Origin of the sequence: Leisingera methylohalidivorans DSM 14336 (assembly GCF_000511355.1) — a bacterium.
In the GTDB taxonomy this organism is placed as follows: domain Bacteria; phylum Pseudomonadota; class Alphaproteobacteria; order Rhodobacterales; family Rhodobacteraceae; genus Leisingera; species Leisingera methylohalidivorans.
The window spans coordinates 126,356-151,684 of the sequence record NC_023146.1 but is presented as its reverse complement, the minus strand read 5'-3'; the positions used below and the strand labels follow the sequence as shown (position 1 = coordinate 151,684).

21 protein-coding genes are annotated in these 25,329 nt (G+C 64.2%); 4 read left to right on the top strand and 17 right to left on the bottom strand.

The genetic code is table 11. The features are described from left to right. Positions 1–5 precede the first annotated feature (5 nt). The 3 genes from METH_RS20895 to METH_RS20885 all read left to right on the top strand — a co-directional run bounded on the left by METH_RS20895 (position 6) and on the right by METH_RS20885 (position 3,527). Complete coding sequence (locus tag METH_RS20895; protein WP_024092775.1) at positions 6–1,679, top strand: acetolactate synthase large subunit; 1,674 nt, start codon at positions 6–8, stop codon at positions 1,677–1,679. Next, positions 1,676–3,061, top strand: coding sequence for an aldehyde dehydrogenase family protein (locus tag METH_RS20890; protein ID WP_024092774.1), 1,386 nt, complete (start codon positions 1,676–1,678; stop codon positions 3,059–3,061). Before METH_RS20895 ends, METH_RS20890 begins: the two co-directional genes overlap by 4 nt. 121 nt (positions 3,062–3,182) lie before the next feature. Further along, a complete protein-coding gene (locus METH_RS20885; protein WP_024092773.1) occupies positions 3,183–3,527 on the top strand; it encodes a RidA family protein in 345 nt (114 codons plus the stop codon). A 79-nt stretch (positions 3,528–3,606) separates the two neighbouring features. Here the strand turns inward: METH_RS20885 and METH_RS20880 are convergent, their stop codons facing one another. The 4 genes from METH_RS20880 to METH_RS20865 all read right to left on the bottom strand — a co-directional run bounded on the left by METH_RS20880 (position 3,607) and on the right by METH_RS20865 (position 9,988). Continuing rightward, positions 3,607–5,298 (bottom strand): BCCT family transporter, encoded by a 1,692-nt coding sequence (locus tag METH_RS20880; RefSeq protein ID WP_024092772.1) that lies wholly within the window; start codon positions 5,296–5,298, stop codon positions 3,607–3,609. A 271-nt stretch (positions 5,299–5,569) separates the two neighbouring features. Then, a complete protein-coding gene (locus METH_RS20875) occupies positions 5,570–6,991 on the bottom strand; it encodes a carnitine 3-dehydrogenase (RefSeq protein ID WP_024092771.1) in 1,422 nt (473 codons plus the stop codon). 112 nt (positions 6,992–7,103) lie between these two features. Continuing rightward, positions 7,104–8,021: a 3-dehydrocarnitine:acetyl-CoA trimethylamine transferase BcoG gene (gene bcoG / locus METH_RS20870; protein WP_024092770.1), complete on the bottom strand. Its 918-nt coding sequence runs from the start codon at positions 8,019–8,021 to the stop codon at positions 7,104–7,106. Between the two features lie 20 nt (positions 8,022–8,041). Continuing rightward, on the bottom strand, positions 8,042–9,988 hold the full coding sequence (locus METH_RS20865) for an acetoacetate--CoA ligase (RefSeq protein ID WP_044008796.1): 1,947 nt from the start codon (positions 9,986–9,988) through the stop codon (positions 8,042–8,044). 128 nt (positions 9,989–10,116) lie between these two features. On the opposite strand from METH_RS20865, the gene METH_RS20860 reads away from it, so the two are divergent. Next, positions 10,117–11,103 carry a GlxA family transcriptional regulator gene (locus METH_RS20860; protein WP_024092768.1) on the top strand — a complete coding sequence of 329 codons (987 nt, stop codon included), beginning with the start codon at positions 10,117–10,119 and terminating at the stop codon, positions 11,101–11,103. A gap of 23 nt (positions 11,104–11,126) precedes the next feature. On the opposite strand, the gene METH_RS20855 is transcribed toward METH_RS20860, so the two are convergent. From METH_RS20855 to METH_RS20795, 13 genes are all read right to left on the bottom strand, one after another. Further along, positions 11,127–12,029, bottom strand: coding sequence for a complex I NDUFA9 subunit family protein (locus METH_RS20855; RefSeq protein WP_024092767.1), 903 nt, complete (start codon positions 12,027–12,029; stop codon positions 11,127–11,129). Between the two features lie 333 nt (positions 12,030–12,362). Further along, on the bottom strand, positions 12,363–13,400 hold the full coding sequence (locus METH_RS20850; RefSeq protein WP_024092766.1) for an extracellular solute-binding protein: 1,038 nt from the start codon (positions 13,398–13,400) through the stop codon (positions 12,363–12,365). 20 nt (positions 13,401–13,420) lie between these two features. Further along, the gene (locus METH_RS20845; protein ID WP_024092765.1) at positions 13,421–14,230 is read right to left on the bottom strand and encodes an ABC transporter permease; all 810 of its coding nucleotides are present in this window, start codon (positions 14,228–14,230) and stop codon (positions 13,421–13,423) included. 3 nt (positions 14,231–14,233) lie between these two features. Then, entirely contained in the window at positions 14,234–15,163 is a 930-nt protein-coding gene (locus tag METH_RS20840; RefSeq protein WP_024092764.1) for an ABC transporter permease, read from the bottom strand. Further along, a complete protein-coding gene (locus tag METH_RS20835) occupies positions 15,163–16,254 on the bottom strand; it encodes an ABC transporter ATP-binding protein (protein WP_024092763.1) in 1,092 nt (363 codons plus the stop codon). Before METH_RS20835 ends, METH_RS20840 begins: the two co-directional genes overlap by 1 nt. A gap of 320 nt (positions 16,255–16,574) precedes the next feature. Further along, positions 16,575–17,726 (bottom strand): acetylornithine deacetylase, encoded by a 1,152-nt coding sequence (gene argE / locus METH_RS20830; protein ID WP_024092762.1) that lies wholly within the window; start codon positions 17,724–17,726, stop codon positions 16,575–16,577. Further along, on the bottom strand, positions 17,719–17,925 hold the full coding sequence (locus METH_RS20825) for a dodecin (RefSeq protein ID WP_024092761.1): 207 nt from the start codon (positions 17,923–17,925) through the stop codon (positions 17,719–17,721). The genes argE and METH_RS20825 overlap by 8 nt, the downstream gene beginning before the upstream one ends. An 11-nt stretch (positions 17,926–17,936) precedes the next feature. Next, complete coding sequence (locus METH_RS20820) at positions 17,937–20,006, bottom strand: oxidoreductase (RefSeq protein ID WP_024092760.1); 2,070 nt, start codon at positions 20,004–20,006, stop codon at positions 17,937–17,939. Between the two features lie 104 nt (positions 20,007–20,110). Next, the gene (locus METH_RS20815) at positions 20,111–21,049 is read right to left on the bottom strand and encodes a LysR substrate-binding domain-containing protein (RefSeq protein ID WP_044008795.1); all 939 of its coding nucleotides are present in this window, start codon (positions 21,047–21,049) and stop codon (positions 20,111–20,113) included. 27 nt (positions 21,050–21,076) lie between these two features. Continuing rightward, positions 21,077–22,573 (bottom strand): aldehyde dehydrogenase, encoded by a 1,497-nt coding sequence (locus METH_RS20810; protein WP_024092758.1) that lies wholly within the window; start codon positions 22,571–22,573, stop codon positions 21,077–21,079. A 26-nt stretch (positions 22,574–22,599) separates the two neighbouring features. Next, positions 22,600–23,274 (bottom strand): DUF1028 domain-containing protein, encoded by a 675-nt coding sequence (locus METH_RS20805; RefSeq protein ID WP_024092757.1) that lies wholly within the window; start codon positions 23,272–23,274, stop codon positions 22,600–22,602. Positions 23,275–23,357: 83 nt separating this feature from the next. Continuing rightward, on the bottom strand, positions 23,358–23,774 hold the full coding sequence (locus METH_RS20800; protein ID WP_024092756.1) for a RidA family protein: 417 nt from the start codon (positions 23,772–23,774) through the stop codon (positions 23,358–23,360). Positions 23,775–23,833: 59 nt separating this feature from the next. Next, complete coding sequence (locus tag METH_RS20795; RefSeq protein WP_024092755.1) at positions 23,834–25,108, bottom strand: flavin-containing monooxygenase; 1,275 nt, start codon at positions 25,106–25,108, stop codon at positions 23,834–23,836. Positions 25,109–25,329: the final 221 nt, after the last annotated feature.

The following is a 25,329-nucleotide window of genomic DNA, read 5'->3' as shown; positions in this document are numbered from 1 at the left end:
CCCCCATGCACGAGACCCGCTCTGTACCCCATTCCCCCGCCAAAGCCTCCGACCTGCTGGTCGACGCGCTGGAGGCCGAAGGCGTCGAATACGTCTTTGCCGTCCCGGGCGAGGAGAACCTCGACCTGCTGGAATCCCTGCGCACCTCGAAGATTGAGCTGGTGCTGACCCGCCATGAACAGGGCGCCGCCTTCATGGCCGCCACCTATGGCCGCCTGACCGGCAAGGCGGGCGTCTGCATGGCGACGCTGGGCCCCGGCGCCACCAATTTCGCCACCCCTGCGGCCTATGCCCATCTGGGCGGCATGCCACTGATCATGATCACCGGTCAGAAGCCGATCAAAAAATCGAAACAGGGCCGGTTTCAGATCATCGACGTGGTGGGCCTGTTTGAGCCGATCTGCAAGATGTCCAAGCAGATCGTGCACGGCAACACCATCCCGGCGCTGATCCGCGAGGCTTTCCGCACCGCCGAGGAAGAACGCCCCGGCGCCGTCCTGCTGGAGCTGCCGGAGGACATCGCGGCGGAGGAAACCGATGCCTCCGTCATCCCGCCGCACCCGCGCCATTACGCGGTGGCGGGTGATGAGGTGCTGAATGAGGCCGCAGAGATGATCCGCAGCGCCAGGATGCCGCTGTTGCTGCTGGGGGCCGGCGCCAACCGCCGCAAGGCGCGCTCTGCCCTGTGCGGTTTCACCGACCTGATCCAGATCCCCTTCTTCAATACCCAGATGGGCAAGGGCGTGGTCGATGAACGCTCGGACCTGTTCCTGGGCACCGCCGCGCTGTCGGACGGCGACTATTTGCACTGCGCCATCGAACGCGCCGATCTGATCATAAACGTGGGCCACGACGTGGTCGAAAAACCGCCCTTCTTCATGGAGGAAGGCGGCACCAAGGTGATCCATGTGAACTACAAGGCAGCGCAGGTCGACCAGGTCTATTTCCCGCAGCTGGAGGTGGTCGGCGACCTGGCCCAATCGATCACCCGGCTGGGCAAGATGCTGGGCGGCCCGTTGGACTTTGACCGCAGCTACTTCCAGCGCATCAAGCAGGAGACCGAGAAACACCTCTCCAACCGCGCCGGCGATGCGCGTTTTCCGGTGATCCCGCAGCGGCTGGTGGCGGACACCCGCAAGGTGATGGACGACTGCGATATCATTGCGTTGGACAATGGCATCTACAAGATCTGGTACGCCCGCAATTACAAGGCCTATGACTCCAATACCGTGCTGCTGGACAATGCGCTGGCGACCATGGGGGCGGGCTTGTCTTCTGCGATGATGGCGGCCAAGCTCAACCCGGGCCGCCGGGTGATGGCGATCTGCGGCGACGGCGGCTTTATGATGAACAGCCAAGAGCTGGAAACCGCCGTCCGTCTCGGACTCAACCTGGTGGTGACGGTGCTCAACGACAGCTCTTACGGCATGATCCGCTGGAAGCAGTCGCACGCAGGCTTTGCCGACTGGGGACTGGAATTCGGCAACCCGGATTTTGTCCAGTACGCCAATAGTTACGGCGCCACCGGCCACCGGATCGAGCGCACCGAAGACCTGGTGCCCACGTTCGAGAAAGCCTTTGCCGCGGGCGGCGTGCATCTGATTGACGTGCCGGTGGACTACAGCGAAAACCAGCGCGTGCTGATTGATGAACTGGCTGAAAAGGTGTGCCTGATATGACCGGAACCGTAGAAGTCGTGAACCCCTTCAGCCTGGAGCGCATCGGCTCGGTCGACGTCTCGGGCTGGGACCGGATCGACGCACTGCTGGACACCGCGCATGGTCTGTTCCGCCAGCGGGATGGCTGGCTGCCGGCCTATCAGCGCATAGAGATCCTCAGGAAAACCGCCCGGCTGATGGAGGCGCGGTTTGGCGAACTGGCCCTGCTGATCGCCAGCGAGGGCGGCAAGCCGCTGGTGGATGCCAAAGTGGAGGTCAAACGCGCCATCGACGGGGTGGAGCTGTGCGTGCATGAGATCGGCCGGATGACGGGCAAGGAAATCCCGATGGACCTGACCGAGGCCGGATCGGGCCGCATCGCCTTTACCCAGCGCGAGCCGATCGGCGTGGTCGTCGCCGCCAGTGCCTTCAACCACCCGCTGAACCTGATCGTTCATCAGGTGGCGCCCGCGGTGGCCACCGGCTGCCCGGTGATCGTCAAACCGGCGCAGGACACGCCGCTGTCCTGCCAGGCCTTTGTCGCGATGCTGCACGAGGCCGGGCTGCCGCCGGACTGGTGCCGCGAGGTGGTCTGCTCCAACGCAGTGGCGGAAACGATGATCACCGATGCGCGCGTCGGCTTCTTCTCTTTCATCGGCTCCGCCCGCGTCGGCTGGATGCTGCGCTCCAAACTCGCCCCCGGCACCCGCTGCGCGCTGGAACACGGCGGCGCCGCGCCGGTGATCGTGGCCGGGGACGCGGACATCGACGCGATGATCCCGGCGCTGGCCAAGGGCGGCTTCTACCACTCCGGCCAGGTCTGTGTCTCGGTGCAGCGGGTCTTTGCCCCCGCCGCCAAGGCGGAGGAAATCGCGCAGAAACTGGCCGGGGCGGCCAGGGCATTGACGGTTGGCGACGCCACCGATCCGAATGTGGATTGCGGTCCGCTGATCCGCCCGGCCGAGGTCGACCGGGTGGAGAAATGGGTGCAGGAGGCACTCGACGGCGGTGCCAAGCTGCTGACGGGCGGCAAGCGCCTGGGTGAGACCACCTATGCCCCCACCGTGCTGCTGGACCCGCCCGCGGACGCCCGCGTCTCAAAGCAGGAAATCTTCGGCCCGGTGATCTGCGTCTACAGCGCGGACAGCATCCCAAAGGCAATTGAGACCGCCAACAGCCTGCCCTTGGCCTTCCAGGCCGCGGTTTTCACCCAAAGCCTGGACACCGCGATGCAGGCGGTGCGGCAGCTTGATGCCACCGCGGTCATGGTCAACGACCACACCGCCTTCCGCGTCGACTGGATGCCCTTCGCAGGCCGCCGTCAGTCCGGCTACAACACCGGCGGCATCGGCTATACCATGCATGACATGACCCAGGACAAGATGGCGGTGATCAAGCTCTGACCCGGGCGCGCCGGGCGCAGGCAGCGCCCGGCAATCCTCCGGCCCGCCCCTTTTCTGCCTTTCGGCCACAGGGGCCAGCCGCTATGACCGCCGCATCCCAGCAAATATGAGGCACTGAACCATGACCATCACCCGTTCCGGCACAACCGCCCGCTCCAGCAAAATCGTCAAGCACAACGGCGTTGTCTACCTCAGCGGCCAGGTCTCCGAGGCCGATACCGCCGCCGAACAGACCCGCGAAATCCTCGCCAAGGTCGACACCCTGCTGGCCGAGGCCGGCAGCGACAAAACCCGCCTCTTGCAGACAGTGATCTGGCTGTCGGACATGAGCTATTTCGCCGAGCTGAACGAGGTCTGGAACGCCTGGGTTCCCGAAGGCCACGCCCCGGCCCGGGCCTGCGGCGAGGCCAAGCTGGCCCGCGAGATCCTGAAGGTCGAAATTATCGTCACCGCCGCCTGCGACTGATCCGGTTGCCGTCCGGCTAATGCACTGCGCCGGGCCTCTTTGAGGCCCGGCGCTTTTGCTTTCATCCCTGTAATCCAGGTCAGGCAGGCAGATCCCGGGTGATCCCGGTGTCCTCCGGTCCGGTGGCAAGCACCTGGATCGGCGCCGCCGAGGGATCGTCCCGCAGCGATTTATACAGCCCCCAGACCATCGCGATGATCAGGAATGAAATCGGGAAGGCGGTGGCAATCAGGGCCGTCTGCAGCGCGTTCAGCCCGCCCGACATCAGCAGCACGATGGCGGTTGCGCCGATCCCCGCGCCCCAGATGATGCGGAACTTGTTCGGCGGGTTTTCATCGCCCATCGACAGCATGGTGGTGATCACCAGGGTGCCGGAATCCGCCGAGGTCACAAACCAGCTGACCAGCAGCAGGGTTGCCAGCAGCGACAGCGGCCAGGCGGTCCAGCTCAGATCGCCCATCCAGGAGGTCGCTCCGAGATTGCCGATGGTGCCATACAGCGCTGCCGGCAGTTCCCAGTTGCGCACGGTGGCAATCACCCCTGCGCCGCCGTCGGACGCCGGGCCGGCGCCCATGTGCATCTCCTGCCAGATTGCGGTGCCGCCGAAGATGCACAGCCAGAAGAACACCGCGGCGGTCGGCACGCACAGCACCCCGACCATGAACTCGCGGATGGTGCGGCCATAGGAAATGCGGGCGATGAAAATGCCCACCAGCGGCGCCCAGGCGATCCACCAGCCCCAGTAGAAGATGGTCCAGCCGCCCTGCCAGGCGATGTCCGCCTCTTCGGTGGCGGTCCAGAAGCCCATCGGGATGAAGTTCCACAGGTAATCCCCGACAGAGGTGATGTAGAAGCCCATCAGCCACTTGCCCGGGCCGATCACCACAAAGGCGGCCAGCAGCGCGACCGACAGCCAGATGTTCCATTCCGAGATCAGCCGGATGCCGCGGGCAACGCCGGACACGGTCGATGCGGTAGCGATGACGGACACGATGACGATCAGCACGATTTTCAGGGTCAGCGTCACCTCCAGCCCGAACAGCACGTTCAGCCCGGTGGCAATCTGGGTAGAACCCAGCCCCAGCGAGGTGGCAATGCCGAACACCGAGCCGAACACCGCCAGCAAATCGACCGCATGCCCCCAGGGGCCATAGATCCGCTCGCCCAGGATCGGATACAGCGTTGAGCGCATGGTCAGCGGCAGCTTCTTGCGGAACCCGAAATAGGCCAGGCAAAGCCCGACCAGCACATACAGCGCCCAGCCGTGGAAGCCCCAGTGGAAAAAGGTCACCCGCATCGCGTCCTGCGCCCGCAGCATGTTCATGTCCACATGGCCCGCCATGTCGGCATGCGGGTTGTTCGGATAGCCGAAGGCGCCGGAGTTGTCGAAATAGAAGATCGGCTCTGCCACCCCGAAAAACAGGATGCCGACACCGATGCCGGCCGAAAACAGCATCGCGAACCAGCTGAAGTTGCCGAATTCGGGGCGCGAGTCGTCGTCGCCCAGCCGCAGTTTTCCGAACCGCGAGAACATCAGGCCGAAGCAGAAGAACATGCCGGCAATCAGCACCGCGATATAGTACCAGCTGAACCAGCCTTCGATCCAGCCGCGGACGGATTTGTACAGGCCGGCCGCCAGCTCGACATTCAGCGCCGTGAAGATCACAAATGCGGCGATCATCCCCATCGCCGCCAGCCCCATCCCCGGATGAAGACCGGCAAAGAAGCCGGACTTCGCCACCAGGTGGCTGTTGGAATTGCTCTCAGACATTCGGTCCTCCCTTTGACCCTATAAGATTTGCCCCCCGGGGCAGGCCGCACCGGGGGTGCTGCCCGGCTCGCCGGGCAGAAATTTGTTCATCGTGTCCTGCCGTCCGCCGTATGGGCCTTTCCCGCGGCAGGCGGCTCTGGCTGCGGGCCGGAGCGGGGAGGGTGTCCGGCCCGCAAAGGGGGGATTCCGGCCGCCCGGCAGGCGCGAAACGCTGTTCCGCCATGCTGTGCAGCTGAACAGCCTGAAGGCTGCCGGTCCCCATCTCAGCCCCTCAGCCGCGCTGGCCGACGTGGCGCCCGGCGCCCTCGGGCAGCGGCAGCCCGGCATGGGCCGCTGCATAAGACGCCAGCTGGTCCGCCACCGCATCGGACGGCAGCGAGGTGCCGCGGGCGTTGAGGTCCATGTGCAACAGCAGCGTTTCCACCGTCGCCGCCAATTGCCCTTCGGGGCCGAACAGGCGGTGGAACAGGTGCATTTTCTTGCCCTCGCCCGTCAGCACCTGGGTGGTGATGGTCAGCGCATCGCCCGCGTGCAGCTCATCAAGAAAGCGCACGTGGTTTTCCACGGTGAAATAGCTGCCCCCCGCGGCGATATAGTCCGCATCGCAGCCGATCAGCTCCATGAACCGGTCGGTCGCCTGGGCCGAGGCCTCGGTGTAATGCGCCTCGTTCATGTGACCGTTGTAATCGGTCCAGCTCTGCGGCACCGGACGGCTGACGGTGACCGGCAGGTCGACGGCCTCCGGCGTAGGCAAAATAGCTTCATGCGCAGTGATGACACCGCCGGCACCGCTGCCGGATTTCTTCAGCGCCCGCATCATGCCGACCAGGTTGTCATCCCGCAGCCGCTCCAGATCGCGGATCGGCATATGGCCCGATTGCGCATCCGACTGGCCGGCGATCAGGTCGACCAATTCATCGGTGAATTCCGGCACATCCATCAGCTTGGTCCAGGGCCATTCCAGCGCCGGGCCGAACTGCGCCATGAAATGCTTCATGCCCGCTTCGCCGCCGGCAATCCGGTAGGTCTCGAACAAGCCCATCTGCGCCCACCGCAGGCCAAAGCCCATGCGGATCGACTCGTCCAGCTCCTCGGTGGTGCAGATGCCGTCCTTGATCAGCCACAGGCCTTCGCGCCAGACCGCTTCCAGCAGGCGATCGGCGATATGGGCGTCGATCTCCTTGCGCACGGTCAGGGGGTACATCCCTACGTCCCGCAACAAGTCCGAGGCTTGCGCGCAGGTGCCCGCATCGCCCACCAGCTCGACCAGCGGCAGCAGGTAGACCGGGTTGAACGGATGCGCGACGACGGCGCGGGCGCCTTCGGCGTTCAGCTCCGACGGCTTGAAGCCGGAGGTGGACGAGCCGATCACCGCATCCGCCGGGGCATGCGCCTGGATCTGCGCGTGGATCTTGTGCTTCAGCTCCAGCCGCTCGGGCACGCTTTCCTGAATCCAGGCAGCATCCGCGACGGCCTCGGCCATATCGGCGTGAAAGGTCAGCGCGCCTTCGGGCGGCAGTGCCTTGTCATAAAGCGAGGGCAGCGAACGGCGGGCATTGGCCAGCACTTCGCTGATCTTGCGCTCGGCGTCCGGGTCCGGGTCGAACACCCGCACGTTCCAGCCGTTCAGGAGGAACCGCGCGGCCCAGCCGCCGCCGATAACACCGCCGCCGATGATTGCTGCTGTTTTCATGATCTATCCTCTCGGAATTTCTTCTGGCCCGTGCCCAGCACGGGCCGCGCCCGCCCCTCCCCCGGGAGGGCGCAGTGCGCCCACCCAGGCTCGGCCGCGGCCCGATTTTGAGTTACTTTGCCACCGGCGCGCGCTTGGTGAGGCCCAGCTTCTCGCGCACCGCGTCGGGGCCGATGATCTTGGCGCCAAGGCCCTCGATCACGCCCACAGCACGCTCCACCAGCTGCGCGTTGGTGGCCAGCACGCCTTTCTCCAGGAACAGGTTGTCCTCCAGGCCGACGCGCACGTTGCCGCCCGCCAGCACCGACTGCGCCGCATAGGGCATCTGGTCACGGCCCAGGGAAAACGCCGACCAGGTCCAGTCCGAGGGCACATTGTTGACCATCGCCATGAAGGTGTTGAGGTCGTTCGGTGCGCCCCACGGAACCCCCATGCACAGCTGCACCAGCGCGTTCGGTTCCAGAATACCCTCTTTCACCAACTGCTTGGCAAACCAAAGGTGGCCGGTGTCGAACGCCTCGATCTCCGGCTTCACGCCCAGATCGGTCATCATCTGACCCATTGCCCGCAGCATGCCCGGGGTGTTGGTCATCACGTAGTCGGCCTCGGCAAAGTTCATGGTGCCGCAGTCCAAGGTGCAGATTTCCGGCAGGCATTCGGCGATATGGGCCATCCGCTCGGTCGCGCCGATCATGTCGGTCGCACCCGCGTTCACCGGGAACGGGCTCTCGACGCCGCCAAACACGATATCGCCGCCCATGCCGGCAGTGAGGTTCAGCACGACGTCCACTTCCGAGTCGCGGACGCGCTCGGTCAGCTCCCGGTACAGCGCCAGATCGCGCGAGGGCGCGCCGGTTTCCGGATCGCGCACATGGCAATGCACCACCGCAGCGCCGGCCTTGGCCGCTTCGATAGCGGAGTCGGCAATCTGCTTGGGGCTGCGCGGCACATGGGGGGATTTGTCCTGGGTGCCGCCTGAGCCGGTCACGGCACAGGTGATGAAGACGTCTCGGTTCATGGTCAGGGGCATTTACTGGGCTCCTTTGGGGGTCAAGCTTGCAATTCGGGGTGATCCGCAAACAGCTCCAGCGCCTGCGGGTTGGCGAGGCCGGAGAGGTTGCGGACAGGGTGTTTGTTCACCACATCGCGCACCGCCAGCTCGGCGGTCTTGCCGGATTTGGTGCGCGGGATGTCAGCGACGGCGATGATCTTTGCAGGCACATGCCGCGGCGAGGCGTTCTTGCGGATTTCCGTTTTGATACGGAGGGTTAGTTCATCGTCCAGTGCGACGTTCTCGGCCATGACCACAAACAGCACCACCCGCACGTCGTTTTCGAAATTCTGGCCGACAACCACCGCGTCCGACACCTCGCCGATCTTGTCGAGCTGGCGGTAAATCTCCGCCGTGCCGATCCGCACGCCGCCAGGGTTCAGAGTTGCATCCGAACGGCCCAGCACCACAAATCCGCCATGCCCGGTGCGGATGGTGAAATCGCCCTGGCGCCAGATATCCGGATAGGTCTCATAATAGCTGGCGCGATAACGCGCATTGCCGGGATCGTTCAGGAACCGCACCGGCATCGACGGATGCGCGTTGCGGCAGACCAGCTCGCCCGCGACGCCCTCAACCGGCTCGCCCTGGTCGTTCAGGGTGGCCGCATCCAGCCCCAGCATCGGCGCCTGAATTTCGCCCTGATAGACCGGCAGCACCGGGCAGCCGCCGATGAAACAGCCCAGAATATCGGTGCCGCCGCAGATCGAGGCCAGCTGCACATCCGCTTTCCAGTCGGCATAAACATGGGCAAAACCGTCCGGCGACAGCGGCGAGCCGGTCGACAGCACCACCCGCAGCGCGTCAAGGCTGTGGGTCTCCACGGGCCGGTTCCGGCCTTTCAGCGACGCATCTATGTATTTGGCGGAGGTGCCGAAATGGGTGACCTGCTCGGCCTCTGCCAGGTCGAACAGGCGGCGGATGCCGGGATATGCCGGGTTGCCGTCAAACAGCACGATGGCGGCCTCGGACGCCAGCGCCGCCACCTGCCAGTTCCACATCATCCAGTTGCAGGTGGTGTAATAGAACATCCGGTCGCCGGGGCGCAGGTCGCAGTGCAGCTGCTGCTCCACCAGCATCCGCAGCAGGGTTCCGCCGCCGGAATGCTCGATGCACTTGGGCTTGCCCGTGGTGCCGGAAGAGAACATCACATAGAGCGGATCGCGGAACCCCATCGGGCGGCAGTCCAGCGCCGGGGCATCACCCTGTTTGAAAGCCTCGTACGCGGTCATACCGTGCGGCAGATCCGCGGCTTCCCCGGCGTAGGGCCAGACCACGATCTGCTCAATCGACGGCACGCGGGCGGCGACCCCGGCGATGGCGTCACGGGTGTCAAACGTCTTGCCGTTATAGAAATAGCCGTCGGCGGCGAACATCAGCTTGGGTTCGATCTGACTCAAACGATCCACCACCACATCCGGCCCGCTTTCCGGCGCGCAGGAGGACCAGACCGCCCCCAAGGATGCCGTGGCCAGCATCGCCGCCACGGTCTGCGGCATGTTCGTAACATAACCCGCGACATGATCGCCTGCCGCAATCCCCGCCTCCTGCAGGGCGGCAGCAAGCTGTTCGACCTCGCGCTTCAACTCCGCCCGGGTCCAGACCATGCGGCGGCCGTCCTCGCCAATGAAAACAATGGCCTCGCGTCCATCGGCGTTCTTCAGGAAGGTGTTCACGATGTTCAGCCGCGCTTCAGGGAAGAACCGCACCTGCATCGGGTCCGCCTCCGGCAGCAGCGGCACCGCCCCCTTGTCCCCAACCAGCCCGCAGAAATCCCAGGCCAGCGGCCAGAACTCCTGCGGCCGCGCAACCGACCAGGCGTGCAGATCCGCGAACGTATCCAGCGCCGTGCCGGCAGCGGCCGCGGCTTGCGCCATGAAATCACACAGCAAAGGTTTGCGGCGCGCCGAAAGATCCGGCTGCCAAAGTAGAGGAGCAGTTGTCATGGGACTATCAGTGATTAGAGAGCGGTCGTCGGTTCAGTATCGGCGGATCGTCAAGAGGCTTGACTTTCCGCGTCAATAGCGCAGGAAATGCCGCCACGCTTATACAGTTCCGGTCAAATAACATACAGATGCCGCCAAAACCGCCACCGATCTTTGAATTTTTGCTGTTCGACGGGTTTTCGAACATGGTGCTGGCCAGCGCCATGGAACCCCTGCGCGATGTGCGGATGAACGCAGGTCAGGAAACGGCGGGCTGGCGGGTCACCACGTTGGACGGGGCACCCGTCCGCAGTTCCAGCGGACTGCAGATCACACCCGACGGCGGTTTCGACGCAGGCGCGGGCAACCGCACCCTGGTGCTGGTTGCAGGCTACCGCGTGCGTGAACAGCTTAGCCCGGCGCTGCTTGCAAAACTCAGGACCGCCACCCGTCAGGCAAAGCTGGTTCTGGCACTGGACACCGCCGCCTGGCTGCTGGCTGCCGCTGGGGTGCTGGATGGCCATACCGCAACGATCCACTGGCAGGAACTGGACGCCTTTGCCGAAGCCTTTCCCAAGACCGAAGTGTCGACCGCGCGGTTTGTGCGTTCAGGCCCGTTCATGACGTGCGGCGGGGCCAGCACCGCGCTGGATCTGATGCTGAACCTCATTCAGGATCTCTATGGCTCGGCTGCGGCCTTTGGCGCCTCGACCATGTTTGTTTACGACCCATCGCGCCAGTCGGAACTGAACCGCGGCGCTGCCCGGCTGGAACAGAAGGGCTCGCCCAAGGTGCTGAAAGCCGCAAACCTGATGGCAGAGACTATCGAGGCGCCATTGAATAGCGCTGACCTGGCAAAGCGGGTGTCGCTGTCCGAGCGCACTTTGGCGCGGGCGTTTCAGCGCGAATTGGGAATGACGCCGGGCAAATACTACAAGATGCTGCGGCTTCAGCACGCCCGTTACCTGTCCGAGGAAACCCACCTGAGCCTGGAGCAGATCGCGCTGCGCTGCGGTTTTTCTTCCGCCTCCTCGCTGGGGCGATCGTACAGCGGGCTCTACGGCCGCACCATCCGCGAGGCGCGGACCCAGGAACGGCCTTGGGTGGCATCCGGCCAAAACGCCAAGGGCCGCTAGGACACAGCAGCCGGCAGCGGTGCTCAGACCAGCCCCATGGCGATGGCGGAGTGCGGTTTGATGCCGAGATCGGCAAAGCCTGCCATGGCCTCACCGGCGGTATTGTCCTGCCGCATCAAGACGACCTGCGCCTGGGTCAGCGGCGGATTGCGCATCAGCCAAAGCACAGCCGCCGCCGCCCGCCACAATGCAAAAGGCACCGGCAGCAGCAACCGGCGGCGGCCGGAACGGGCCGCCAGGCGCTGCAGGATGCCGCGGTAGGTGAAGATATCCGGCCCGCCCAGCTCAAACACTTTTCTGCGCGCGCGCGAACCATCAAGCAACCGGCAGACGGCCTCGGCCACATCGCCTGCCCAGACCGGCTGCAACCGCGTGCGCCCGGTGCCGAACAGCGGGATTACCGGCAGGCGGTCAACGAGTTTTTGCAGGTCGCCGAAAAAGGCACCGGAGCGGCTGAACATCACGCTGGGACGCAATACGATGGCGCCGGGGCAGATACTGCGGACGGCGGCCTCGCCTTCGGCACGGGCGCGGACATAGGACGAGACTGAATGCAGGCTGGCGCCGATCCCGGAAATGTGGATCAGGCGCTGACCGTCGTTCAAGCGTACCAGCCGGGCAATTCTTTGGGCCCCATCGGCGTGCACGTCCTGGAAACTCTGGCGGCGGTTTTCGGTGTAACAGCCGATGCAATTGACCACGGCGCCAAAGCCCGCCAGGGCCTGTGCCAATCCGTCCGGGTCTGACAGATCCGTCTTGACCAGCCGGATGCCGTTGCTGACGGAGCCGCCCTGCGCTGCCGCAGCCTCCGGGAACCGTGTGCCGATGCTGACCCGGCAGCCGTGCTCCTGCAGCCGTTGCACCACCCGCCGGCCAAGAAACCCTGTGCCGCCAAGTACAATCACAATCCGGGCACTGGTCGTCATAGGCAGGCGCTCCTCATCAGGCCGGGTACAACAGGCCGGCCCCGCAGGGTCCCGCCATGCGCGGCGGCCGCCCTTGGCGCGAATGGCACCGGACGGGAACAACCCTTGGCCTGCCATCACATAGCGCGGCGGCCCCTGCGGGCCAGTTGCAGCCAATCCGGCTGCCGCGCTATCGGGTTTGCGGTCTCCGCCGGACCCGGCGGCCTACCCCTTCAACCGGGCCTTGTCCGGAGCAAACGGCGGCTCCTCCGGGATCCGCACAGGCAGCGGCGTTCCCGGCGGCACCTCATCGGGGGAGCACGAGGGGGGCAGACAGCCCCCTCGTTTCCCGGCTCATTTCTTGAGGTTGGTCCAGATCTGATCGTAAACCGCCTGGGTCTGCTGATCGCAGACTTCAATAAACACGCCCTCGCCCGCGTCTGCATGGGGGTTCTTTTCCGGCTGGGCGGCCAGCGCCGGGTCCAGGAATGCGCTGACCCCAGCCACACCGGCATTGTACTGCGCATAATTGGTGACGACGGCGATGTTTTCCGGCTCCAGCAGGAAATCCATGAATTTCAGCGCATTGTCCCGGTTGGGCGCGTCCTTCAGCAAAACCACATTGTCCATCCAGGCGACATAGCCCTGGGTCGGATAGGCATATTCCACATTGGCCCCTTCCTCGCGCGCCTTGGCGGCAAAACCGTCATAGATCTGCCCCACGGCAGCATCCCCCGACACCAGCACTTCCTTCGCCGTGTCGGAATTGAAGGACGCCCAGTGCTGCTTGGCCTGCTGCAGCATCGCGTTCAGCGCCTTCAGCTGCTCGCGGTCGGTGGAGCACTGCGGGATGCCCATATGCAGCGAAGCCATTGCCATCACCTCGCCCTGGCTGTCCAGCATGTTGATCTTGCCCGACAATTCCGCCGGTGGCTCAAACAGGATACTGGTGGTCTGGATATCCCCGTCATAGGCATCCCGGTTCACCGCAAAGGAGGTCGAGCCCCATTGATAGGGGATCGAGGACGCGCGGCCCGGATCAAAGCCCGGATCGGCCCATTCCGGCGCGATATTGCCTTTGTTCTTCAGCTCGCCTTCGGCGATGGTGTCCAGCAGCCCCTCGCCCGCCATGATGCTGACCATGTAATCACCCGGCACCGCCAAGTCATAGGTGCCCATACCGCCGGCCTTCAGCGTCGCCAGCATGGATTCATTGGAATCATAGGTGTCCATTGTCACCTCGATGCCGGTCTCAGCGGTGAATTTCTCCAGCAGCTCCTGCGGCATGTATTCGAACCAATGGTACAGCACCAGCTTGCCCTCGGCGGCGGCGGCATTGGCGGCCAGGCTCAGCGCAAGCACCGCGGCGCTGGATTTCAGCAGGGTTTTCATGATGTTCCTCCCAGGTTGGATTATTTTGTGTTGTCGGATTTGCTGACGAAGTAGCTGATGGTGACCATCACCACCGAGACGCTCAGCAGCATGGTCGAGATCGCCATGATGTTGGGCTTGATGCCCTGTTTGACCGAGCCGAAAATGGCCGTCGGCAGGGTCTCAACCCCCGCGCCTTTGACGAAATTGGTGATGATGAAATCATCCAGGGACACGATGAAGGCGAGCAGGAACCCCGAAATGATGCCCGGCGCCATCAGCGGCATCAGAATTCTGGTGAAGGCCTGCCGCCGGGTGGCGTAAAGATCCATTGCCGCCTGCTCGAAACTGTCCTCGATCCCCTGCATCCGGGCCGAGATCGGCAGGTAGGCGAAGGGGATGCAAAAGGCGATATGCGCCACCAGAATGGTCATGTAGCCGCGGGTGAAGCCGATGGCGTTGAAGAAGATCAGCGTTGCCACCGCGGTCACGATCTCCGGCACCATCAGCGGCAGGCTGATCAGGCCGAAAGACACCGTGCGCAGTTTGAAAGTGCCGCCGCGCACCATTGCCGTGGCCGCCAGCGTGGCAATTGCCGTGCTGGCCGTCGCCGCGATGATGGCGATGGTGAAGCTGTTGAACGCGGCAGTCTTGAACTTGCCGCTTTCCGGTCCGGTGAACACATCGGCGTACCAGCGCAGCGAGATGCCCTCCCAGTTGGTGATCGATTGGGAAGCATTGAAGCTGTAGATGGTGACGATCACCAAAGGGGCATAAAGCACCACCAGGCACAAGAGAGTGATCGCGCGGAAGCCTGTGTAGGTCTTTATATCGTTGTTCACATGCGCCATGGCTCAGCCCCCTGCCTTGTCTGCTTTGGCCTGCTGGCGGGCCGAGAACATCAGGATGATCAGCACCATGGTCAGCAGCACCATTGATGCAGCGGCGCCGAACGGCCAGTTGCCGGCGTTGCCCTTGAACTGTTCCTCGATCAGCGAGCCGATCATGAAGTTTTTGGCACCGCCCAGAAGATCCGGTGCCAGGAACGACCCCATCGAGGGCACGAACACCAGGATGCAGCCCGCCACCACGCCCGGTTTCACCGCCGGCAGAACGATCCGGCGCAGGGTGGTCCATTTGCTGGCGTAAAGATCCGCCGCCGCCTCGGACAGCGAGAAGTTGTAGCGCTCCACCGCCGCATAGACCGGCAGCACCATGAACGGCAGATAGGAGTAGAACAGCCCCAGCTGCACTGCAAAGTTGGTGTTGACGATGTGGATCGGTGAATCAATCAGCCCGGTGCCGATCAGGAAGTCATTCAGCGGGCCTTGGTCCCGCAGCAGGAATTTCATCGAAACGGTGCGGATCAGCAGGTTCACCCAATAGGGAATGGTGATCAGGAACACCCACATCGGCCGCGCATTTTCCGGCCGGGTGGCAATGAAATAGGCGGTCGGGAAACCGATCAGCAGGCTCAGCAGCGTTGCCGCCCCCGCCTGCCAGATCGAGCGCCAGAAGATGGTGATATAGGTCCATTCGATCGCGGGCGGTTCATCCCCGAACAGCCCGCGGTCAAAAAAGAACTGGTCATAGGCCGCCAGGCTGAACTCCCAGATCACCCCGCCGCGGAATTCCTTGGTCAGGAAGGAATAGACCAGCATCATGCAGACGGGGCCCAGCACAAAAATGCCAAGCACCGCCCAGGACGGCAGCAGCAGCCAGCCGCGGGCGTCCTTGTAGGTGTCTGCGCGGGCCGAGCCGCCGCTTGCTGCGCCTGCTGCCATCAGTCCATCAGGAGGCGCCCGGCCCCCAGCTCCATGTTGACGAAAATCTCGCTGCCCGGCTCAAAGATCCGCTTGTTTCCGCGGTCGGAATTGGAGGTCCGCACGATGAATTGCGGCCCCTCGGCCAGATCGACCAGCGTGCTGATATCGGTGCCGACAAAGATGTTCTCGGCGACCCGGCCCCTCAGGCTTTCGGCCTCCACCGGGGCGTCGGACATGAACAGCCGCTCGGGCCGCACCGACATATGCACTTTGGCACCGGTCCCTATGCCCTCGACCGAATTGCAGGACAGCGCCTGGCCGCCGCCCAGATGGCAGGTCGCGCGGCCGTTCATCACCTGATCGACGGAGACCTCCAAGAGGTTGGTTTCACCGATGAAATCCGCCACAAACATATTGCGCGGCTGCTCATAGATCTCGGTCGGGGTGCCCAGCTGCTGCAACTCGCCCGCCGACATCACCGCGATGCGGTCGGACATGGTCAGCGCCTCTTCCTGATCATGGGTCACAAAGATAAAGGTGATCCCGGTTTCCCGCTGCAGGTGCTTCAGCTCCAGCTGCATCTGCTTGCGCAGTTTCAGGTCCAGCGCCGACAGCGGCTCATCCAGAAGCAGGACTTTGGGCTGCGGCGCCAGCGCACGCGCCAGCGCCACACGCTGCTGCTGACCGCCTGAGAGCTGGGACGGTTTGCGGGCAGCGAACTGCGACAGCTGCACCAGCTCCAGCATTTCGCCTGCGCGGGTACGGGCCTCAGCCTTGGACTTGCCGCGCATCTCCAGGCCAAAGGCGACGTTGTCCAGAACCGTCATATGCGGAAACAGCGCATAATTCTGGAACACCGTGTTCACAGGCCGCTGGTGCGGGGGGAGTTTGGCGATCTCCTCGCCAAACAGCAGGATCTCGCCTTCGGTCACATCCTCGAACCCGGCGATCATCCGCAGCAGCGTGGTCTTGCCGCAGCCCGACGGCCCCAGCAGGGTGAAGAACTCATTGTCCTCGATGGTCAGCGAGATCCGCTTGAGGGCGGTGAAATCACCATAGCGCTTGACCGCATTGCGCACATCAATTGCGTTTGTCGTGTTGCCGGGCACTTGCGCCTCCCCCTCTGCCGCGTGTCGTTTGATCCAGCATAGGCAGCGGCGGGGGCGGGACTAAGAATTGACTTCCTCAGCAAATGTTAGTCTGCGCCTAATCTTTCAAACTCATTCAGAATCAATAACTTAGAACCGAAAGGATGAAGCTTCCCAGGCGGGGGAACCGCAGCGCACCACAGGGAAACCGGGATGCCCCGGAGGACCGCATCCGCACGGCGCCAAGGGAAACAGGAAAATTGTCAGCTGACAACTCCGCTGAAACTCAAGGCCTATCCACCATCAGAACAAAGCCAGAGCATCCTGCGCCGCCCCTGCCCTTACTGGGTCAGACCGCCGAGGATGCGGTCCATCATCGCGTCGCAGGCTGTCAGCTGGCGCAGCTCCAGATATTCGTCGGGCTTGTGCCCCTGCCCCGCCATCGAGCCGGGACCGCAGACAACGGTCGGCACGCCCAGCTGATGGAAAAACCCGGCCTCGGTGCCAAAGGCGACTTTTGTGGTGCGGTTGCTGCGGGTAAGCGTCCGGGCATAGCCGACGACCGCACTGTCCGCTGGCACATCCAGGCCGGGATAGGCGTTGTATTGCTCCACCTCGATGCGGGCGTCCTGTGCCGGATAGCGGCCGGAAACCCGGTCTGCCGCATCCCGGATACGGGCCAGAATGTCCGCGCCCCGGTCAGCGGCCAGATGGCGGTACTCAAAGGTCAGCTCAGCCCGGTCCGGCACGATATTGAGCGCGGTGCCGCCGGACATTTTCCCCGCGTGTACAGTGGAATAGGGCACGTCATAGGCTGCGTCCCGCGGGCCGTTGGCGGCGAAATCCGTCTGCAGCGCGCGCAGTTCGGCCAGAAAGTCCGCCGCCAGGTGCAAGGCGTTGGTAAAATCCGGCGCCAGGGCGGAATGGCCGCTCTGGCCATGGCAGACCGCACGCAGGGCAGCCTTGCCCTTGTGGCCGATGGCCACCTGCATTTCCGTCGGCTCTCCCACGATACAGGCGCGCGGGCTGCCGATCAGCGGTGCCAGCCGCTCCAGCATCTGCTGAATCCCGGCGCAGCCGACTTCCTCGTCATAAGAAAGCACAATTTTCAGCGGCTCGTTCAAATTTGCTGCTGCCGCCCGGTCCGCCAGCGCCAGCACACTGGCCGCATAGCCCTTCATGTCAGTGGTGCCGCGGCCGTAAACGCGGTCTTCCCCGCGGGTCAGGCGGAAAGGATCGCGGGTCCAGACCTGGCCGTCCACCGGCACCACATCGGTATGCGCCGATAGCAGAACCCCCTGCCCTGCCGGGCCTTTTTCGGCATAGAGCCCCGTTTTGGTGCCATCCGGCGACGGCAGCCGCGTCACCGCAAAGCCGCGCTCCGCCAGAAAGGCCCCGGCATAGGCGGCCAGCTCCAGATTGGAGTTGCGGCTGACCGTGTCAAACGCGATCAGCCGCTCCAGGATCTCCAGCGTCCGTGGCGTGTCAGTCAAGCCGGAACCCGATTTTGAGCCCGACCTGGTAGTGCGCCACCTTGGCGTTCTCGACATGGCCGCGGATCTCGCCGACTTCGAACCAGCTGATGTGGTCGATGGTCTTGGACGCCTTGGCAATCGCGCCGCTCACCGCATCCTCGATGCTGCTGGCGGAGCTGCCCACCACATCAACCGTCTTGTAAATTGCATCACTCATCACTTTTCTCCTCACTCTGCGGCCAGCTCGGTGATCTCGCGGCGGAACGGCAGCGCATCACCGATATCCGGCCCATCCAGCTCCCGCGCATAGCGGTGGCCTGCGTAAGTAGCCCACGCAATCGGCCCCGGCGCGTTCGCATCGCCGATCAGTTTGACCGATTTGATGCCCGCATCCAACCATTCTGCCTCGCGGGAGAGGAGATTTGCGTAAAGCCCATCGTTACCAATGCGCGAAGCGACCATGACAACCGCGTCCGCCTCGATATTCCAAGTGCGGTCCGTATAGGTGCAGTTGGAGACCACATGACCGGCGTGAATTTCACTAATGCCCTGATTAAGAACGATTTCCACTCCGGCGTCGACCAGCCTCGGATGGATCGCCACCTGCTCCAGCGTGTTGTTGGTCCAGTCGCTGACATAGGCCGAGGGTGTAACCAGCGTCACCTGCGCGCCTTTTGACGCCAGCAGCTCGGCCAGAACCCCGCCCATGTAATAATGGTCATCATCATAGACCACAATGCGGCCTTCGGGGATGGTGCCGTCCATCAGGTCATCGGGGGTATAGACCCTTGCGCCTGCGGCAATCGGCATCGGCACCACATGCTGGCGCGCCACCCCGTCGGCACGCCATTTTGCACCGGTTGCGATGCAAACGTTTTCAAAGCCGAATTCCAGAATGCTGTCCGCATCCAGCGGGCTTTCGCGGTAGATCTCCACATTCGGGCGCTGGCTCAGCTGGTAGTCGCGGTAATCCACCACCCGGCCCCAGGCATTCAGTCCCGGCAGCTGGCGCTCGCGCGTCACCCGGCCGCCGATCACATCCTTGGCTTCGGCCACGGCCACGTCATAGCCGCGGCGGCAGAGCGCCCATGCGGCCTCCAGCCCAGCCGGGCCGGAGCCGACCACCAGCACGTTGGAGCTGTCGCCCTTGGTGTTCATCTTTTCCGGATGCCAGCCCTTGCGCCATTCCTCCATAAAGGTCGGGTTCTGGGTGCAGCGGCTGATCGACATTGTCATGTCGCCGGTGATGCAGATGTTGCAGCCGATGCATTCTCGGATATCCTCGATCCGGCCTTCCTCGATCTTTTTCGGCAGGAACGGATCGGCAATCGAAGGCCGCGCGCAGCCGATGAAATCCAGCGTGCCGGATTTCACCATCTTGGCCATCACGTCCGGGCTGGTGAAGCGGCCAACGCCGACGATGGGCTTCTCCGTCAGTTCATGAATGCCGCGCACCAGCTGTTCCTGCGCGGCTTCCTCCTTGAACCGGCTGGGGCCGGAGCAATCCTCCCAGGTGCCCTGCGCCAGATCCCAAAGATCCGGCAGGTCCTTGTTCATCTCGATATAGTCGCGCACCTCGGCGTTGGAAAAGCCCAGCTCGCCGATGGTCTCGTCCAGCGATACCCGCAGGGTGATCGCCATGCTGTCGCCGACCGCGTCGCGCATGTCCGCGACCACCTCCTGGCTGAACCGGGCCCGGTTCTCCAGACTGCCGCCATATTCATCCGAGCGCTGGTTGGTGGCACGGCTCAGGAAGTGCTGGAAGATGCCGAACCCATGCGCGCCGTATAGGCAGATCAGGTCAAAGCCTGCCTCTTTCGAACGCTTCGCCGCATTCACGAACCAGCGGCGCAGATCCCTGATGTCCTGCTTGTCCAGCGCGCGGGCCTGCACCGGGTCATTGGTGAAGGTGCGGATCGGCAGCGCCGAGGGCGCCAGCGGCACCTCCTTGGAATAGAGGTTCGGGCCGTTGATCCCGGAATAGGCCAGCTGAATGCCGGCCAGCGCGCCGTGCGTCTTCATCCGCTCCGACATCTTCCTGAGCTGCGGGATATCCTTGTCCTCCCACAGGCGCAGTTCGATAAAGGGGGTGATCTCGCTGGTGTGGTGCATCTCGCATTGTTCGGTGAAAATCACCCCCCAGCCGCCTTCGGCCTTGATGCCGCGCATCGCTGCCGCCGCCGAGGGATCGCGGTAACCGCCGCCGTTGCAATGCGGCACCTGGTAAAACCGGTTCTTGGCGGTAAGCGGGCCGATCTTCATCGGCTCGAACAGAATGTCATAGCGGGGATCGCGCAATTTCCATCTCCTTCGTGCGAGAGTGCCAGAAGGGTACAGGACTGGCGCAGGTGCGAAAGGTCAGCTTGCGGAAGCATTGATTAGCCTGCCGCTAAGCCGCTGGCCTAACCCTGCGGTCCGGCGTTCAAACCGGGCAAGGCACCTTCCTTCACCAGCTCTGCGCAATGCTCGACAAAGGAGCGGATGGTGATTGAGTTTTCCGAATCCGGCGCCATCAGCAGCCCCATCCGCATCGGGCGCAAATCACCCTTCAGCGGGATGAACTTCAGCGTCTTGCCGTCGGGGGACTGGTCATTGATCGGACGGATATTGGCAATCGAATAGCCGTATCCATTGGCCACCAGGCTGCGCATCACCGCGATGTCGCGGGTGCGTTCGGCCACGTTGGGCTTGATCCCGGCCTCATGAAAGAACGACAGGAAGTACTCGGCGCTGAACGGCAGATCCAGCAGCACCATCGGATGCTCGCGCAGCTCCTTCACCGTGACCTCCGGCAGGTCCGCCAGCGGATGGTCTTCGCTCACCAGCGCATAAGGCGGCAGCTCCGCCAGGGTGACAAACCGCAGATCCGCCGGGATATCCAGATTGTAGGTCAGCGCAATGTCCAGCTCCGCCCGCCGGATGCCGCTGAAAATTGCCGCCTGATCCAGCTCGATCTGGCGCACATGCACGTCCTTGTAGCGGTCCTCGAATCCCCGCCGCACCGAGGGCAGCACCACCTGGGCAAAGGTCAGCAGGCAGCCAATCGCCAGCGGCCCCCGCACTTGGCCGGAGATATCGCCGGCAATATCCATCAGCCGGTCCGCCTCGCGCAGGACGCTGCGGGCCTGCTCCAGCATCAACCGCCCCGCCTGGGTCAGCGCCAGGCCTTGCGCGTGCTGGCGCACAAACAGCGGCAGCCCGAATTCCTGTTCAAGCTGCGCAATCGCCGCCGAGATCGACGGCGACGACACGTTCACTTTCTCCGAGGCCAGCGCGATTGAGCCCGCCTCCCCTACCGCAACGAAATACTCCAACTGGCGCAGCGTGTATCGGACTGGCAAGGACAGGCTCTCCCGGGGCTTGGCGGATCAGGTCTTGTACTTGATCCAGGTGGTTTTCAGCGCAGTGTACTTCTCCAGCGAGTGCAAGGACAGGTCCCGCCCGAAACCGGACTGTTTCATGCCGCCGAACGGCGTCTGCGCCGACAGCGCATCGACCGTGTTGACCGACACCGTGCCAACCTGCAGGCGGTCCGCCACCCGGCAGGCGCGGCTGAGGTTATCGGTCCAGACCGAGGCCGCCAGCCCATAGATCGAGTCATTGGCCATGGCGACGGCCTCTTCCTCGCGGTCAAAGGGAATAACCGACAGCACCGGGCCAAAGATCTCATCCCGCGCCAGCGGGTCGACGTGGCTGACGTCATCAAAGATCGTCGGCTGCACGAAACATCCCTTGCCATCCACGGTGATCCGTTCGCCGCCCGCCACCAGATTGGCTGATGCCTTGCCTGCCTCGACAAAACGCAGGATGCCCTCGGTCTGTTTCTCATCGACGATGGCCCCCATTTTCGATGCCGGGTCCAGCGGATCGCCCGGCTGGGTGGCTTCGGCGCGGGCGATCAGCTTGTCGACAAATTCCTGCTGAATCGAACGTTCCACATAAAGCCGCGAGTTGGCAGAGCAGACTTCGCCCTGGTTGAAGAAGATCCCGAAGGCCGCCATATCCGCCGCCGCCTCCAGATCCCCGCAATCGGCAAACACCAGATTGGGGCTCTTGCCGCCGGTCTCGGGCCAGACCTGTTTCAGGTTCGACTGGCCGGAATACTGCATGAACATCTTGCCGATGGCAGTCGATCCGGTGAAGGCGAGGCAATCCACATCCATATGCAGCCCCAGCGCCTTGCCCGCAGTGGCGCCAAAGCCCGGCACCACGTTGAAAACGCCGTCCGGCACGCCGGCTTCCGCCGCCAGCTCCGCCAGCCGCAGCGCCGACAAGGGCGACTGCTCCGCCGGTTTCAGCACCACGGAGTTGCCCGCGGCCAGCGCCGCCGCGGCCTTCCAGGTCGCCATGTCCAGCGGGAAGTTCCAGGGCGTCACCGCGCCCACCACCCCCAACGGCACCCGGCTGACCAGCGCCAGATCGCCCGGCCCGGTCGGCGCCACCTCGTCATAGATCTTGTCGATGGCCTCGGCATGCCACTGGAAGAAATGCGCCGATCCGGGCGCATCCACCGTCACTGCGTCTGTCACCAGCTTGCCCATGTCGAGCGAATCCAGCAGCGCCATCTCCTCCAGATTGGCGCGGATCAGATCCGCCAGTTTCAGCAGCACCGCCTTGCGGTCCCCCGGCGCCAACCGCGACCAGCGCCCGTCCTCAAACGCCCGGCGCCCGGCGGCCACCGCGCGGTCCACATCTTCGCCGCCGCATTCGGCCACCTGCGCCAGAACCCCGCCCGTCGCCGGGTTCACGCTGGCAAAGGTTTTCCCCGACGCGGCATCCGTGAATTTGCCATCAATGAAAGCCTGCCCGCGGAAAGACAGCGCCGCGGCCCGGCTTTTCCAGCCGTCATAGGTGTAGTCCAGCATCTCTTTTCCTCCCTGATCCGCCGCGCTCATTCGTCGCCGGGCACGCCGTAGGACGGCGCCGCGCGCGGGTCGAGTGCGCGCTGGACATAGGCTTCCAGCTGCGGCTTGTAGATTTCCCAGGCGGCGGCGATGTTCTCGATCGGGCAGTCCTCGGTCCAGTCGCAGCGCAGATCGGCCACCGGCCAGCTCACCTTGTCGACGATTTTCATGCCGGCCGAATGCACCGGCCCGGCCTCGCCGCCCGCCGCCAGACCGGCCCGCATCGCCGCAATCAGCCGGTCGCCGAGATGGCCTTCGGCGGCCTGAAACCCGTCAACGATGGCCTGGCACACCCTGTCATTGGCCAAGAGGTTGCCGCCCGAGGCCGCGTCCTTGCCTTCGGCCTGGGTCCAGATGCCCAGTGAATTCGGCCCCGAATGAATCGCGGTGCCGCCGATGCTGTCCACCGCCAGCACCTGCCGGTAGTCGATAAAGCGGCCGATCTCGCGCACCTTGGCCACCGCCGCGGCGGCAGTCATGCCCTGCTCCATCAGATCCAGCGCCAGCGGGCCGAGGCTGGGATCAGTCACATTCTGGCTCGCCACCGCGCCAACGCCTGCGCGGGCAAAGGCACAGCGCGCCGCCACCGCCGGCGAAGAGGACGAAATCGCCACCCCGAACATGCCAGTCTCTGCGCACCGCGCCACAAGCGAAAATGTCATTGCCGAATTCCCTGCTGCTTCTTTCTGGTCAAAAATACTCCCGGGGGAGCGCGAGGGGGCAGGCAGCCCCCTCGTTTGCACCCTCAATCCGGGATCACCGCCGTGCCGTCGATCTCCACCAGCCAGTCGGGCCGCGCCAGCGCCTGCACCACCAGCCCGGTCGAGACCGGATGCACACCCTTGATGTATTCGCCCATGGTGCGGTAGACCGCCTCGCGGTGGCGCACGTCGGTGATATAAACCACCACTTTCACCAGATGCTCCATCGAGCCGCCCGCTTCTTCGATCAGCTGCTGGATGTTCTGCATCACCTTATGGGTCTGCTCGGCCGGATCGTGGCTCTCGATGTTCTTTGCATCCTCCAGGTTCTGCGGGCACTGGCCGCGCAGGTAGACGGTCTTGCCGCCGCTGGTCACCACTGCCTGGCACAGGTCGTTGTCGAGGTTCTGTTCCGGGTAGGTGTCAGAGGTATTGAACTTGCGGATGCGGGTATGGGCCATTGTGTCCTCCTGGCGTGGCGGGATATCGGCGCCGCCGGGGCATCGCCCGGCGGCAGGGGTCAGACAGCGTCCGCGCGGGGCCCGCCGGGGCGGCGGTAGCCCTCATAGTGGCGCTGGATTGCAATCTGGTCGGCCACATGCTTGGCATCATGCCAGACCCCCCAGATAAAGGTCGAGCCGCGCCGCGTCTGCCAGGGCAGGCCCAGAAAATAGATCCCCGGCTCTGCCGACACGCCGCGCTGATGCTGCGGGCGGCCTTGCGCGTCAAAGGCATCGACCTGCATCCAGCTGAAATCCTGGCGGAAACCGGTGGCCCAAAGGATCGTGCTGATGCCTTCCTTTGCCAGATCCAGCGCCCGGACCGGATCGGTCAGGCATTCGGGGTCCGGGAACGCCCGGCGCGCGTCCGGTTCCTCTGGCAGATCAATCCCGGTGCGGGCCACATAGGCGTCGGCCAGATCCAGCAACTTCAGGTAATCGGCGTCGCCGCTGGCGATGTTGTCCTGCAGGTCGCCGGCAAAATTCAGCACCCCGGCCTCATAGGATTCCGTCAGCCCCAGAAGGGTCACGCCCTCGCCGGCCAAGCGGCGGAAATCCATAGTCCGGCCGCCGTAGGCGCCGCTGACCGAGATTGTCACATGCTCCTTGCCCGGCTCCATCGCGGCTTGGTCCCACAGGCCCAGAACTCCCAGCCACCAGACAAAATCGCGGCCCCTGTAGATCCGCGGCGGGCGGTCATGCGGGCCGACCGACAGATACACCTTGCGGCCCGCCCGGTTCAGCTCATCGGCGATCTGCGCGCCCGAGGATCCGGCCCCGACCACCAGCACCGCGCCCTCCGGCAGCTGGTCCGGGTTGCGGTAATGAAAGGAGTGCAGCTGGGTCACATCCGCCCCCTCCGGCACCACCGGCGGGATCACCGGTTGCTGAAAGGCGCCGGTGGCGGCAACGATCCGCTGCGCCTCGATCACCCCGTCCGAGGTCTCGACGCGGAACCCGCCCTGCCCTTCGATCCGGGCGGCGCTGGTCACCTCGACCCCGGTGCGGACGGGGGCCTTGATCCGTTCGGCATATTCGGCAAAGTACTCCGCCACCCGCTCCTTGCCGGCAAAGGCCTCCGGATCGGTGCCGGTGAATTCGAGATTGGGAAAGCGGTCATGCCAGGCCGGGCCGTTTGCCACCAGCGAATCCCAGCGCCCGGTGCGCCAGGCCTCGGCGATGCGGTTCTTTTCCAGCACCAGATGCGGCACGCCATGGCCGGTCAGATGCTCGCTCATGGCAATGCCCGCCTGGCCCGCACCGACAACCAGCGTGTCTATCTTTTCAATCGCCATCCCGAAACCCTCTCCTGACACTGCGGCCTGGGCTGCCCCTGCCGGTCTTCCCCATCAGAAATTCCACATTCGGGGGCCCGGAAAAAGAAATCTATGGCTTACCTCTGCTTCGCGTGCGGCTAAGCAGGGAATTTCCGATTTCTTGCAGTGCTTTGCCAGACAGCAGCGGGCAACTACAAGCCGCCCCGCCGCATGAGCGGCAGAGCGGCTGAGGGCACGCT

Bases quoted from the DNA above. Each gene is read 5' to 3' on its own strand.
- METH_RS20895 (WP_024092775.1), top strand. From the start codon at position 6: ATGCACGAGACCCGCTCTGTACCCCATTCCCCCGCCAAAGCCTCCGAC.
- METH_RS20890 (WP_024092774.1), top strand. From the start codon at position 1,676: ATGACCGGAACCGTAGAAGTCGTGAACCCCTTCAGCCTGGAGCGCATC.
- METH_RS20885 (WP_024092773.1), top strand. From the start codon at position 3,183: ATGACCATCACCCGTTCCGGCACAACCGCCCGCTCCAGCAAAATCGTC.
- METH_RS20880 (WP_024092772.1), bottom strand. From the start codon at position 5,298: ATGTCTGAGAGCAATTCCAACAGCCACCTGGTGGCGAAGTCCGGCTTC.
- METH_RS20875 (WP_024092771.1), bottom strand. From the start codon at position 6,991: ATGAAAACAGCAGCAATCATCGGCGGCGGTGTTATCGGCGGCGGCTGG.
- bcoG (WP_024092770.1), bottom strand. From the start codon at position 8,021: ATGCCCCTGACCATGAACCGAGACGTCTTCATCACCTGTGCCGTGACC.
- METH_RS20865 (WP_044008796.1), bottom strand. From the start codon at position 9,988: ATGACAACTGCTCCTCTACTTTGGCAGCCGGATCTTTCGGCGCGCCGC.
- METH_RS20860 (WP_024092768.1), top strand. From the start codon at position 10,117: ATGCCGCCAAAACCGCCACCGATCTTTGAATTTTTGCTGTTCGACGGG.
- METH_RS20855 (WP_024092767.1), bottom strand. From the start codon at position 12,029: ATGACGACCAGTGCCCGGATTGTGATTGTACTTGGCGGCACAGGGTTT.
- METH_RS20850 (WP_024092766.1), bottom strand. From the start codon at position 13,400: ATGAAAACCCTGCTGAAATCCAGCGCCGCGGTGCTTGCGCTGAGCCTG.
- METH_RS20845 (WP_024092765.1), bottom strand. From the start codon at position 14,230: ATGGCGCATGTGAACAACGATATAAAGACCTACACAGGCTTCCGCGCG.
- METH_RS20840 (WP_024092764.1), bottom strand. From the start codon at position 15,163: ATGGCAGCAGGCGCAGCAAGCGGCGGCTCGGCCCGCGCAGACACCTAC.
- METH_RS20825 (WP_024092761.1), bottom strand. From the start codon at position 17,925: ATGAGTGATGCAATTTACAAGACGGTTGATGTGGTGGGCAGCTCCGCC.
- METH_RS20810 (WP_024092758.1), bottom strand. From the start codon at position 22,573: ATGCTGGACTACACCTATGACGGCTGGAAAAGCCGGGCCGCGGCGCTG.
- METH_RS20805 (WP_024092757.1), bottom strand. From the start codon at position 23,274: ATGACATTTTCGCTTGTGGCGCGGTGCGCAGAGACTGGCATGTTCGGG.
- METH_RS20800 (WP_024092756.1), bottom strand. From the start codon at position 23,774: ATGGCCCATACCCGCATCCGCAAGTTCAATACCTCTGACACCTACCCG.
- METH_RS20795 (WP_024092755.1), bottom strand. From the start codon at position 25,108: ATGGCGATTGAAAAGATAGACACGCTGGTTGTCGGTGCGGGCCAGGCG.